We start from the raw sequence: 12851 nt of genomic DNA, 5'->3' as shown, positions 1-12851 counted from the left end.
ACCAGCGCGAACATCTTATTTTGCGATGAGGCGAGTGATATCACGAACAATGTCCTGTATCTCGGCCTCCGTGGTTTTGAAACTGGTAATGCATGCGCGCACCGCAGAAGAACCATTGATCTGGACCTCAGACATCCAGGCTGTCTGTTCCTGGCGAAGATCTGCCAGAAGACTTGCGACATCGAGACCATCCCTTGTGAAGCAGACCACCGGCAATGGCGTATTGTTTACGATTCGCCAACCTGCGGCGGAAAGCGATTCTCTCAGAATTTCGCCCATTCGAGACTGGTGCTCGATCATGGCTGCCTGACCGGATTCACCACGTTCAGCGAGGCTCATAAAGAGTTTCAGTCCGGTGAATCTGCGTGACCACTGAACTGAATTTGTATATGGATCAAAAGTGGTCGATCCGGCGCTGCCCGGCATATAAGAGGCGGCTGCTCGAAAGGCCCGCGCCACTGTCTCTGGATGACGGCAAAAGAACATTCCGCAGGCCATCGAGACAGAGAACCACTTGTGAGCATCGCACGTTATCGAATCCGCGAATTCAATGCCGGCAATGTGATTTCGCAACGAAGGCGAGAGAATTGCCGCCCCACCCCATGCAGCATCCGCGTGAAACCACATTCCCTCATCTCGACAGAGCTTAGCTATTTCCTGCAAGGGATCGATCGCGCCCGCGGCCGTTGTGCCGGCGGTTCCAACCACCATCAGAGGAGCAAATCCGTTCGCGCGATCTTCGCTGATCTTGCTAGCGAGTTCGCGAGAACTCATCTTCAGATCGGAGTCGGCCGGTACCACTCGCACGGATTTGCGCCCCAAACCCACTATATGAGCAATTTTGCTGAAGGAATGATGCGCTTCAGCGGAAAGATAAATGACGGGAGTAGCAGTCAGGCTTCTCAGACCATCGTCACCGTAGTCGGGAAACGCATGGGTTAACGCCGTGACGACAGCAGACAGGTTCGCCTCCGCCCCACCGCTTGTGAAGGTGGCGATCGCATTGGAAGGTAGGCCAAACTTGGTAGTAAGCCAGCCAAGCGTATGCCGCTCAATTTCGTTCGGCGCGGGAGCAGTCCGCCATGCTGCAAGCTGTGGGTTATAGGTAGCCACCAGCGCATCCGCAACAACGGAAGCGAAAGTGACGCTTGGGTTGAATAAGCCCAGATAGCGAGGGTGCGTGATCTGCACCTGCCAGTGGCGCAACATTTCCTCTACATCAGCGGCAACCTCTTCCAGAGGAATCGCACGACTGAAATCGTATCGAGCCGCCAAATGCTCTCGAATTTCTTCAGGAGATACATCTGGCCAAACCTGCCCTTGATCGATAAGGGCCTGCGTTGCTTCAAACTCACGTCGAATTGGATCAATAAACATGGAATAGTTAAATTGACAAAGCTACCACTAAGCAGAGAAAGCAAGCTTTAGTCACAGACGGATCTGCCCGGCCTGTACGCGCTCGTACATATCCCTGTCGAGTAGCTGCAATGCTTGCGTCTCAGGATTGCCGAAATAGATGGCATCAGATGTCAGGTCTGGATTATACCCCTGGCGTATCAATTCGTTCTTCGAATACTTAAACGTTCCGGTTGTCTCGCAGTCCTCCTGAAGACGAATGAATGCCGGGCGCGCGTAGGATGGGAGGCGCTCCGCGCAGTGTTGCCGAAGTGCTTCCAGGTCCGGAACGCCATCGACAGTAAGCGCAGCCATGCCGATCCTACCCTCTGCGCCCGCAATTTTTACACCATAAACAATTGCATGCTTGACGCCGGGAAATGCACGAAGAACTTCTGCGACTTCAGTCGTTGCAACATTCTCGCCCTTCCATCGAAATGTCTCGCCGATGCGATCGACAAAGTAGAAAAACCCCTTTTCGTCCTTCCGCATCAGATCGCCAGTGCGAAACCACACATCACCAGGCTCAAATACATCCCGCAACAACTTGCTTTCAGATGCATCTGCGTCCGTGTAGCCTTCAAAGCGGCTACCCACCTGCGATGGATCTTTGACCATCCGGGCAAGAGCTTCTCCCGCTTCATTGGACGCGCACGGAATGCAGAAACCCTGTGCATTGCGCACAAGCTCCGCGCGCTCAGAATCAAATGTAGCCAGGACCGGCGAGAATCGATGCGCCAGGTAGGGCGGGACGCGGCCAATTGCACCTGGTTCTCCCTCTACGTTGAATAGGGACAACCCGCCTTCAGTGGAAGCATAAAATTCTAGAATTCTCGGGATATGAAACCGCTCCTGAAACGCGCGCCAGGTATCTGCCGACATGCCGTTACCGCAGGCTATCCGGATGCGATGATTCAGATCGTTCGGTACCCGCGATCCGTGAAGCAGATAGCGGCAGAACTCCCCGATATACTGAAACATCGTGCAATCCCAACGGACCACATCATCCCAAAACTGGCTGACCGAAAAAGACTCGCGAACCACAACACTGGCTCCGCTTGTCAACGCGGCGCCGGGAACGAGTACACCTCCAATGCTGTGATACATCGGCAAGCAATTGTAAATTCGGTCATCCGGCTGAACATGGAGCATTCCAGCAAACCATTGGGACCACTGCAGAATACGCGCGTGACTGACATTAGCAGCCTTCGGCAAGCCGGTTGTGCCAGACGTATAGATGTAGAGCGCAACATCATCGATGGAAAGCCTTGGCCGCTCTGTATCCGTCAGATTGCTGGCCGGCAACTGCTGAATGTGATGATCGATACGCGGGAGCGATCCGCAGCTAACTCCGTGAATCCAGATTTGCGGTTCACACGAAAGACCCGCCATCGCTGACGTCATGGATTCGACGAATTCGCCCGCTACGATCAAGTGCCTGGGCTGCACAACGTTGATGCAATGGGACAACGACGAGCCGATAAGGTTGGTGTTAAGCAAGGCCACAACACCACCTGCCGCTGCAACTCCAAGCCAACAAGCAAAATATTCTGGCCGGTTCGTCATCAACAGACCCACGGCCTCGCCTTTTTTCAGGCCTTGCTCGAGTGCCCACCGGGTGTACTGGTTTGCTCTTGCGAGCACTTCCGAGTAAGTGAAGCTCTCCCGATCCGACAGCAGAGCAGGAGCATCCCCGAATCTGTCGGCAAGTCCCTCCAGGATCGATGACAGCAGACGATGGGGATTACGAGGAATGTCCGCAGTCCGCTCAAGAGCCCGCAACCATGCCCGCGCCGGCTTTTCTGCTTGTTCGGATGCAGCAAAAGCGCTTTGGGTCACGCCGTGCTCCCAGCATCCACCGTGATCACAGTTCCGGTAATGTTCTTCGCCTTATCGCTCAGAAGAAACTCCACGGCGTTCGCCACATCCTTCACTTCACTCAATCGGCGAAGAGCGCTGCGCCGCGCGATCTTGTTCCGGCTTTCCTGGTCAAGGCTATGCGTAAGCTCGGTATCAACAAAACCCGGTGCTACCGAATTAACATTGATGCCCATCTCGCCGACCTCACGCGCCAGCGATCTGGAAAAGCCGAGAAGAGAGGATTTTGTTGCGCCGTAAACAGAAAGTCCCTTGTAGCCCGTGGTCGCGATAATCGACGACAAGTTCACAATGCGGCCTTCACCCTGGCTCATCATGCTTCGGACAACATATTTTGTGAGCACCATTGGCGAAAGAGTATTCAGGCGCACGAGCCGCTCTATCTGTGCCGTCGGCATCATAGCTAATGCGCCCTCGAAGCTGATGCCTGCATTATTTACGAGCCCATAGATTGGCCCATGATCCTTGCGCAACTGCGACACGAAAGATGGAATCTTCTCAACTTCGGCAAGATCAAAGCAGCGAAAAACAAAGGAGCCGGAATTGAAGGCTTCTGCCTGTGCTCGGGCCTCAGCAAACTCGCTGTTGTCATTACGAGCAACACCAATGACTCGATATCCCTCAGAAACAAGTAGGCGGGCAATCCCAAGCCCCAAACCTCGACTCGCGCCCGTCACCAGTACATTACGCATTCCGGCGCAAAACCTTCCCAGCCCCGCCTAGTCCCAGCATCGGAACGATATTGATGGTTGCTGGCACCTTGTAGGCAGGTAACTGCTCTCGGCAAAGCTGCAGAATATCCGCTTGAATCAGGGACTCGTCATGCTCAATCGGCGTACAATCTTTTCGCAAAACCACATCCGCAACAACCAACGCGCCCGTAATGCGGCTTTTCTGCGCCCGGACAACACACATTTGTACATCAGGGTGCCTGGAGATGACGGCTTCTACCTGCTCAGGGTAGACCTTGAGGCCGCCCACATTAATCACGCCGTCACGTCGACCGGCGAAATAGTATCGCCCTTCCCGCAGTTCAAGGAGGTCGTTCGTATCTACAAATCCATCTTGATCCTTCAGCACCGGTGCATTGTCCCCAAGATAGCGGCTTGCGGTTCCTGCCGAGCGAATTCTCAGCGTGCCATCCTGCACATGCATGTCCACACTTGGATTGGCTTCCAGAATATCCTCCGGGAATCCGGGAGCTCCATCCGTCACTTCAAAAGCTACTCCAGCCTCCGTAGACGCGAACGCATGCACGATCCGAGCTTCAGGATATGCGGAGCGCAAATTGTTGAGAATGGCTTGATCGATGGCCTCGCCTGAGAGACGGACATATTTGGGCTTGAGAAGATGGGCTGCCGAGGACATCAATGCTCGTCGCCAATGCGAAGGCGTTCCGGAAATATGAGTTACGCCGAAGGAGGCGGCGCGGCCCAGGAAATCGCCAGTGGATTCAGCTGCACCCGGAAGAACCAGGGATGCACCGGTCCGAGCGGCACGGAGCAGAATCTGGAGTCCGCCATATCGGCGAATGTCATAGAACGTGCTCCAGATCACCTGGGTACTCATCGTGCCTCGCGGTTGAATTGCAGCCGTCAGGCTCCCAAGAGTATGGGCAACAAGCTTTGGCAAGCCGGTGGTTCCAGATGTCATCAGGACCCACTCCGTCTCCTTTTCTTCCCGTTCATAATTTTCGCGGGGCTGGATACTGCGGCTCAGCGCACTGAAAAGCAAAGAACGTGGCTTACCCAGTTGCGCCATCACTTGATCGGTGACGATTCCATCCACCTGCGCGGTATCAATCACATAGGGAAGGTGTTCGAATTGCAGATCAGGCGGACATAAGACGACCCGCTGGGCAATGCCGTCCAATTCCATCAACGCGGCAATCGTTGCCAGTTGGCTCTGGACAGCGATCAATACAGAGCGACCCTGAAGCTCATCACCCCGGCTGTACAGGACAGACCCCTCAAGCAGATCTAACCACTCGATGCGTTGCTCAGGGTCCTGGATGAGGTTGCCGGGCGCACACCCTGAATCTCGCAGCAGGCCGGATAAGCTTATAAATCTACCTTGCGGTGTTGTCACGGACATAGATTTCTCCAGAATCTGGAAATAGCGAGAATCAAATACAGCTTAATCGGGAAATCTTTCCAACAGCTTCACTTTACAGAAGTGGATTGAGTTCCGCCCGAATCCTTCGGCGAGACCGGCTTTGGCGGAACCAGCGGCTTGAGATTTCTTGAAAACTTCTTCAGCGAGATATCCTGCCTGAATGCAACTCCGCAACGGGCAATTGGCACCGCTGGATTTCCCTGCACCACAGTCATCGGAGGCACCGATTGAGACACTACACTTCCCGCTGTAACAACTGCTCCACGACCAATCACGACATTGGGAAGAATAATTGCGCCTGGACCGATAAATGCATCTCGCTCAATCCGGACACCTCGAAATTCCTTGAAGTGCGCAATGATGGTAGCGCGCATACTAATGGCTACGCCATCCTCGATCGTGACCAGGTCAGGACGGGCTGTATCTAGTATCACATCGTATCCAATCCATACCCCTTTTCCGATTTTCACCCCGCGGGCGCGATGCAGCATTACGCGCAGAGTCTTTGCTCCTGGCATGCTTCTAGCCAGAATCTGGAATATCCGCCCAAGTGACCCTCGTAGCGAGCTCTCTTCAGGTTCCTGCCAATCGCCACTGATTTCTTGCAGCGCATCCATCTTGGAGCTGACCTGGTTACTATTCTCTACGCCAGCGGGGGGTGTCGCCGACGACGCAGCATTGGCCTGGCCGTCGCGCTCAGCAGCATGATTCTTTGATAATACCGACTCCCCGGCAGAAGCGCTCATCACGATCTCGCAGAAGTGTCATATAGCTGAATGAACTCGCCAAAAGTTACCGGAAAGAGAGTATCTTCGGCAGCGAATGGGTCGACGCCGAACTTGTCTTCCAGACGGGTGACAATAATGGCGAAACAGAGAGAGTCCAGTCCGCATCCGACAAGCGGCAGATCATCAGTCAGAGCAGGTATTGAACGGCTGTGCTCTTGCGCAACTTTTTCGAACTGCTCGACAATTTCAGCGCGTGTACTCACGGGCTAATCCTCTTTTTTGTTTTAGATTTGATTCGCTCAAGGAAACCTATGATACAGCAATTCATAAGTTTGAGGACAACGAAGCATCGCCAAGCCAGAAATCCGGCTGTATTGGCCTCGCGAGCTAACGCGCAGAGCGGGTATTTTGCAAGGTTGCCGCTTTATCAGCTTTGCACAACCTTGCAAAATACCCGCTCTCTCGTTCGGAGGCTACTTTGCGTCGTTGCTAACTACATCATCGGTTCTGATCTACTAATTAAGCAGAAACCGATGCTGACTTGGGATCGATGGTGCGTTCAATCAGCGTACGAAGAAGATAGACTCCCTCATATAAATCTGTCCCTGGGTCAGCCGGTTTGACTGCCATTTCCAAGCCGAGCGCCCGGAAAAGCCCTGCGGTGTGCTCAATGTCGCAAACTCCATGCACATCCGTATATTCCATCTCTGTCGATCCATTTGCCGCTGCAAGACTGGCTAGAAACGGCATGAATTTCTGGATGAATCCTTCAAAGAAGCCCATCGTTACCAGGGACTGAACTCCATTCAGGCGGCCAAGGAAGATACGAACATCCATCAACTCTTCATTCGCGGAGAGCGCATCCTGGTCGTTCGGGAAGGCATTCGCTGCGATCGCGAACTTCCGCAACATGTTCGGATGAGCATCACGCACTTCTTCGAGAAGGTTGTCAAGAAGGATAGGTGCCACCTCCGCAGCTTTGGCAGCCATGAGGGTTGCTGTCATCCAATAGATGAAGTTGCCTTCGAGTACAGAGCTATAGCGGGCAATGATTCCGCGCCGCTCAGCACTGGTTAGCTTGTGGACATCGGGCAGAGAAGCGATCATCTCATCAATAATGCTCTCAATCTTCTGCTGAACTTCAAGTTCAAGTCCCTGAACCTGCAGTTGATCTGGTGTTGCAACGGTGCTCATACGCAAAAGCCTCCTTGGCTTGGTTGAAACTTATGGATAAAAGGCCATCGCGATGAATCATGCAATAGCCGATGCAAACTCTCCTGTATCAGAACCTTACAAAGACTGAACTTGAAACAATAGCCACGCCTTCGTCTCGGAAATGTGCCGTCTGAACCATATCTATGATGAACCCGTTTAGGGCAAAAGCCCAACTACCGAAAAGTGTTATGGATTCTCGATCTGGGATACTGAATAGAAATACCGCATGTTGGTCGAACATTGGCGATTGCGCATGATTTACACGGGCACTCTGAAAAGATCGCGAGCTGTTTGTGCGTATTTCTTAGACACGAGATATGGAAGCATAACGATCTCGGCCAGCCACGGCAATGGATCATCCCAGCTGAATACAGATTCCGTACGTGCGGCACGCATGGACTGCATATATGTACGTAGCTTGAGGCAGCCATGCGCAAGGTCAGCTAGCGCCGTCGGCACGTCAGTAAGAATCCTCACCCAACCTACCCCGGACTTCGCTCGTGCCGGTTCAATCGGCCAGCCCATCTGATCTGCGTACGCTAAGTAGGGGAAATCTACTCCGCATGCGGCCCCAAGACCGTGAAATCCCCATACTCGCGCATTCACGTCTAGCAGTTTGTACTTTCCGTCCCGCGGATCGCGCTTATACTCGATCTCCACTAAGCCGTGGTATTGGATCGCCCCCAGAAACCTTTCGGAGATTTCCTCAATTTCTGGCTTTTCGACAGTCTCCACGTACGTCGCGGCCCGCCCGAACTCGCGCGGATGCTGCCGCGCACGACGCGCAATCAACGTACTATGTGGACGTCCATTCTGATAGAAAGCGCAGTAGGAATACTGTTCACGCCCATCCCCGGGAATGATCTCCTGCACCAGTATCTCTTGTGTCGAGATATGACGGTTCGCATCCTCGTAGAGCTGCTCAAGTTCCTTTGCGGTATTTGCTCGCCAAGCCTTTGCACCAGTCGCATAAAAGAAGTTTTCTTTAATGGCCGGTTTAATCGCCAGCGGCAATCGCGAATTAAGCGATTGCAATTCATTGATCCCATTCAGAACAAAGGTCTGCGGACACGGAATACCGAGTTTCTCCGCCAACTCGTAAGTCTTGGCTTTATCCCAGGCCCATTCCACACTTGCCCACTCCCCGGTCGTAACCCTGTAGAAATCAGCGAGTTCGTTCCGATTCCTTGAAAACGCTGCAACCGTTTCATCTCGCGTGGGAAATAGAACCCAGCCTTGGAGTTGGAATCTCCGCCCCAACTCCAACACAGCATCGAGAGTCGCGCGCTCATCCAGGATATTGGGCGTTTTCTCCACGCGCGTGGCATATTTTGAGCACGACGCGATGCAGTACTGACTATCCAAAACGTACACAGGAATACCGCGCCGACCCAGACTGCGCACAATAGCCAGGCCGGAATGATCTCCACCGACAACAACAACACCCGCGGCCTTCTCCGCTAAAATCTCCGTTTTATCCGAGTTCTGAATGTGCTCTCCTCAGTTCAGCTTCCGGGATAAATTGGAGACCAGCGCATTCGATGCAAATTCCGTCCCGGTAACGAAATTAAGTAGTGGACCAAAACTCCGCGCGGCCGGTGCTCCGAGGAAGTGCAGTCCAGACACCGAACAATGCAGTCCCCGTCCAACTTTGGGATATCCGCTGAACTTGAACTGTTCGATCGCCTGTATCAGATCCGGAGCGAGGAAACTATATTTCGCGATATCCACGCTATACCCTGTGCCCAGCAATACGTGATCTACGCGCCTCTCGCTGCCGTCATCAAGCAAGAGCTTCACCTCATCCCCAATCTCGGTAACAGAGACGATATTGCGCCCAGTCGTAATCTTTGCATTACCAAGCCTTGGAATTAGCCACGGCGCACCGGCCGAGCGTACCGCGCGAGTTCGGATGCGATCTCTCCACTCCAGCGGAAAGTGGTAAAGCATATCCGGGTAAGCAACCAGCCGGCTAATCCCGATTGGTCCAATGTCATGCTTCGAATAGAGCATCTTGGAGATCGGCCCAAGTCGATGTAGCTTAGGATGCATTCCAATCCAGCGGAGCACGGGAATTCGGGAAATCACTTCCACCTCCGCTCCAGCCTCGCCAAGTAAAGCCGCGCATTCCAAAGCGCTCTGCCCCGCACCTATTACCGCCACACGCTTGCCCAGTCCGACTAACTTGCGACCGTCATAGCAATGCGAGCAAGCCTTTTCGGATAATTTCGCGTACGTCGCGGGGATCCTGCGGAAGTTTCCAACGCCTGCGGCCACCACGACACGGCGCGCCGTGACTTGGGTACCGTCCTCAAGCACTAGCTTGAATGAGGAATTCTCTTTTTGGACCGTATTTATGTTCCGTTGGTCAAGGTCACACCCTATCTGTTGCCCAAACCATTTTCCGTAGCCTACAAATGTCTCCAATGAAGTGCGCTGAGCCGGAGTTATATTGTTCGCCGATTCATACGCCTCCAGGGTGAAATTGGACCGAGGATCTGAAATCGTTGAAGCCGGCCTCGGTGACCGCAGAAGCATTCCTGCCGGCATTTTGTCAGCCCAGAATTCCATCGGTTTGCCAAAGATCCGTGCGTCTATCCCCGCTTCACGCAGGTGAGCTGCCGCAGATAATCCATACGGGCCCGCGCCGATAATAGCGATATCAATGTCTGGTGAACTACCTGCCATCTCCCTTTCCTTCTCTCTCGCTCTGCTTCGTACGAGATGTATTGCTCCCGATCTGAACTAGCTTTACTTTCGTTAGATCGGATGGCAAAGGTTCGGCCTGAGGAAAATACCTACGAACAATGGATTTTATTTTGAAGTCGTTTCCGACTGTCAGCTCTGTTCTGCCATTTTCGAGGGATTTTGCAAACCGGATTGATTTGCGCCATCCAGACTCATAACAAGTCGCCCGTCTTTCTCGCTTGCCCATGCGAGAATGGCACGTTCCTTGCCGGGTCCCTCGATGCTCCAACCATCTTGCTCTTTGACTACTCGCATCTGCGCTCTCTGCCTCCACCAACTGTCAACTTCCCCAGGTGTGGTAATCCAAAGAGATGTTTCGTCTCGCAATGTTGCTAAGTGCTTTAACAAGGACTGGTAGATACTGCACTCTTGTTGTCCCATTACATAGTCTGGATGCACGATGAAGCTCATCAGTCCATGACGCGCCATGATAAGACTGATTTGTTGTCTCCATATATCGATCGAATAGTCATGCAGAATGTTGAATAGTGTGTAGTCCTGAATCGTAGTTACAGGTATCTCCAGGATATTTCCAAGAAAATATGGCATCACCGTGCAACAGCCACCTCGCTGCGGATCAAGGTGGGCCACATTCGGGACAGACATGTCGTAGGAGAACTCGAACGCGTCATACCACGGTTGCTTCCGATACAGAACTCCGGCACGAAATCCTTTAGCCTCAAACTGTCTGCCGTAGGAATTGATCTTTGCCACGCGCTCCAGGAACTGCTTGCGACTCTTATACAGGCGACCGTCGTGGTTCAGGTCATGTACAACAACTTCGAATCCACGTTGGCGGATGGAGTCCAGAAATTCTCTAGAGACATCGTAACGTTCTTCCGGAACTACCTGAAAGGATGCTTTGATTCCAAATGAATCATTGATATCCATCAGCACTGAGCAGAAGTCTCTTCCGACCTTCGTTTCGACGTCGTGCGTCATGATTGCACAGCTTGATTTCCCTTCAGGCCAGAACCAGATGAATGGGATTCGCTCGATTTTGTTAGCCCGCAACGACAACAGTAATAAGCGCTCAAGCAGAAGATCCACTGAGCAATCGACCGGCCACTGCGGAAACTTCAGCTTGTTCCATCCTCTTAGACGGAACTTCTGGAGCTTGCTCCGCACGCTTACAGGGAGCAATGGTCGCACAAAATAGTAGACCTGTGCTAATAAAGAAGATGCTCCTTCGCTGCGATCATCCGTATAGAGTTCTTGGCGCAGATTTTCGATGACTTCGGCTGGATCGAAACAAAGAGAGACTGAGTCCCCTTCGATAGCAGCGTCGATCAAACCATCGTGAAGCGTCTCGGTGACAAGTGACGCAAGTCGCCGCCCATAATATTTTCCGAAGTATGTGCCGCAGTCTCCGAAACGAAAGTATCCGCGTGACACCAGGGGACTCTCTTTCAATGCAAGGTGCGCATATTGTTCCGGGCAGCGATAATAATCAGCTAGGTAGTTGTTCATCTCGTTAGCAGATCTCAATGACTACTTCAGATAGACACCGTGAATATAGTTACGCAATTCATCGGAACGTTACATCATCATCTTGAATGACAATTGACGCACGCGCGGGCCGGTACCAGGTAAAAAAAGCAGACCTAATCAGCTCCAGATTTTTGTGTCCCACTGCTCTTCAGTTGCAAAACGTTCCCGTATCCAATTTATGCTCCAGTCGCGCTCGGAATCTCGATTTATAATCCCGATGGGCTACTCTGAAACTCACTTTTTCGACGTTTTTAGCTAAAAGCTTTCTCATAAGCAGCAAGTAAATTTCCAACGGAATAGCTCCAAGCAAGCTCTGTCTGCACGCGCGTATACCCAAATTCTCCCATCCGTCGCCTCTCTTCCGGATGATCAACCAACCACAGTATCTTCTCTGCAAAATCCGCGACTTGATTCTCTTTGTCGCAATAAAGTGACGCATCCTGAGCGCTGATTCTTCCTTCCTTAAGGTCAAACTGAACAATCGGCTTTCCCATAGCCATGTATTCCATGATCTTGATCATGGTTGAAATATCATTCATACGGCAGGGTTTATCAGGATTGACGCAGATATCCGCCGTGGAAAGGATTTCAAGGAGATCCTTATCCGGAATCCTCCCTGTGAAATTCACAATATCGGCAATGTTCTTTTCGGCGACTATTTCCTGTAGTTCCGTGAAGGCCGGACCACTGCCTACACAAGTGAAGTGAACGTCATGCCTTCCCAATGCCTTGATGTACTCAGCCACGCCTAAAAGGATGTCCAGGCCGTCCTGAGCACTCATAACGCCAACATACCCAACAAGGCAGGGTTTGCCGTACTTTAACGAGGGATTTGGCGTGACAGGACGAAACGTCGCCAGGTTCGGCCCATTGCGAACCACAAATACACGCTCGGGGGCTCTACCGCCCCGGGTCACTGCGATCTCCTTGTAGCTATCGTTTGTCGCGATAACAACGTCGCTAACTAGAAAAGTCATTTTCTCCAGCCACACCAGAGCTTTATATAAAAAATCCCTTCTTTCGTATTTCGCCAGATACAATTCCGGATTTACATCGTGATGATCGAAAATAAACTTTACCCCAAAAAGCTTGAACGGAAGCGCCACCAGAAAAATAGTATCCGGCGGATTGCACGCCTGTATCACATTGAATCCGCGCCGGAAATAAATCCACCACGAGAGTAAAAATTCCCAGAACAGGGCACAAAAATATTCCCATATATATGCAAATGCCCCGTTTCCTTCTTTCGGCATAGGGTGACGGTAGATATGAATTCCATCT

The 12851-nt window shown here is 52.2% G+C and carries 11 protein-coding genes; all 11 read right to left on the bottom strand.

The features are described 5' to 3' along the window. Window positions 1–15 precede the first annotated feature (15 nt). Complete coding sequence (locus ABSG47_RS06635) at window positions 16–1275, bottom strand: pyridoxal phosphate-dependent decarboxylase family protein (protein WP_424168006.1); 1260 nt, start codon at window positions 1273–1275, stop codon at window positions 16–18. A gap of 153 nt (window positions 1276–1428) precedes the next feature. Next, on the bottom strand, window positions 1429–3234 hold the full coding sequence (locus ABSG47_RS06630) for a long-chain-acyl-CoA synthetase (protein ID WP_424168003.1): 1806 nt from the start codon (window positions 3232–3234) through the stop codon (window positions 1429–1431). Beyond that, a complete protein-coding gene (locus ABSG47_RS06625; RefSeq protein WP_424168001.1) occupies window positions 3231–3965 on the bottom strand; it encodes an SDR family NAD(P)-dependent oxidoreductase in 735 nt (244 codons plus the stop codon). Before ABSG47_RS06625 ends, ABSG47_RS06630 begins: the two co-directional genes overlap by 4 nt. Beyond that, window positions 3958–5367: an ANL family adenylate-forming protein gene (locus ABSG47_RS06620; RefSeq protein WP_424167998.1), complete on the bottom strand. Its 1410-nt coding sequence runs from the start codon at window positions 5365–5367 to the stop codon at window positions 3958–3960. Before ABSG47_RS06620 ends, ABSG47_RS06625 begins: the two co-directional genes overlap by 8 nt. A 68-nt stretch (window positions 5368–5435) precedes the next feature. After that, a complete protein-coding gene (locus tag ABSG47_RS06615) occupies window positions 5436–6134 on the bottom strand; it encodes an acyltransferase (protein WP_424167996.1) in 699 nt (232 codons plus the stop codon). Then, window positions 6134–6379 (bottom strand): acyl carrier protein, encoded by a 246-nt coding sequence (locus ABSG47_RS06610; RefSeq protein ID WP_424167994.1) that lies wholly within the window; start codon window positions 6377–6379, stop codon window positions 6134–6136. The genes ABSG47_RS06615 and ABSG47_RS06610 overlap by 1 nt, the downstream gene beginning before the upstream one ends. 256 nt (window positions 6380–6635) lie before the next feature. Further along, entirely contained in the window at window positions 6636–7310 is a 675-nt protein-coding gene (locus ABSG47_RS06605; RefSeq protein WP_424167992.1) for a hypothetical protein, read from the bottom strand. 279 nt (window positions 7311–7589) lie between these two features. After that, complete coding sequence (locus ABSG47_RS06600) at window positions 7590–8705, bottom strand: carboxylate--amine ligase (protein WP_424167990.1); 1116 nt, start codon at window positions 8703–8705, stop codon at window positions 7590–7592. Window positions 8706–8831: 126 nt separating this feature from the next. After that, window positions 8832–10019 carry an FAD-dependent oxidoreductase gene (locus ABSG47_RS06595; protein ID WP_424167987.1) on the bottom strand — a complete coding sequence of 396 codons (1188 nt, stop codon included), beginning with the start codon at window positions 10017–10019 and terminating at the stop codon, window positions 8832–8834. A gap of 150 nt (window positions 10020–10169) precedes the next feature. Next, a complete protein-coding gene (locus ABSG47_RS06590; protein ID WP_424167984.1) occupies window positions 10170–11549 on the bottom strand; it encodes a polysaccharide deacetylase family protein in 1380 nt (459 codons plus the stop codon). A 272-nt stretch (window positions 11550–11821) separates the two neighbouring features. Continuing rightward, a partial coding sequence (locus ABSG47_RS06585) for a glycosyltransferase family 4 protein (RefSeq protein WP_424167982.1) occupies window positions 11822–12851 on the bottom strand: 1030 nt, incomplete at its 5' end.

Origin of the sequence: Occallatibacter sp., from assembly GCF_049510455.1 — a bacterium.
Taxonomy (GTDB): Bacteria; Acidobacteriota; Terriglobia; order Terriglobales; family Acidobacteriaceae; genus Telmatobacter.
The sequence above is the reverse complement of the archived record's forward strand: the minus strand, read 5'-3'. Positions and strand labels throughout refer to the sequence as shown.

What these genes read in the sequence shown, in the direction of transcription:
- ABSG47_RS06625 (WP_424168001.1), bottom strand. Translation starts at nt 3,965, where the DNA reads ATGCGTAATGTACTGGTGACGGGCGCGAGTCGAGGTTTGGGGCTTGGG.
- ABSG47_RS06620 (WP_424167998.1), bottom strand. Translation starts at nt 5,367, where the DNA reads ATGTCCGTGACAACACCGCAAGGTAGATTTATAAGCTTATCCGGCCTG.
- ABSG47_RS06615 (WP_424167996.1), bottom strand. Translation starts at nt 6,134, where the DNA reads ATGAGCGCTTCTGCCGGGGAGTCGGTATTATCAAAGAATCATGCTGCT.
- ABSG47_RS06605 (WP_424167992.1), bottom strand. Translation starts at nt 7,310, where the DNA reads ATGAGCACCGTTGCAACACCAGATCAACTGCAGGTTCAGGGACTTGAA.
- ABSG47_RS06595 (WP_424167987.1), bottom strand. Translation starts at nt 10,019, where the DNA reads ATGGCAGGTAGTTCACCAGACATTGATATCGCTATTATCGGCGCGGGC.
- ABSG47_RS06590 (WP_424167984.1), bottom strand. Translation starts at nt 11,549, where the DNA reads ATGAACAACTACCTAGCTGATTATTATCGCTGCCCGGAACAATATGCG.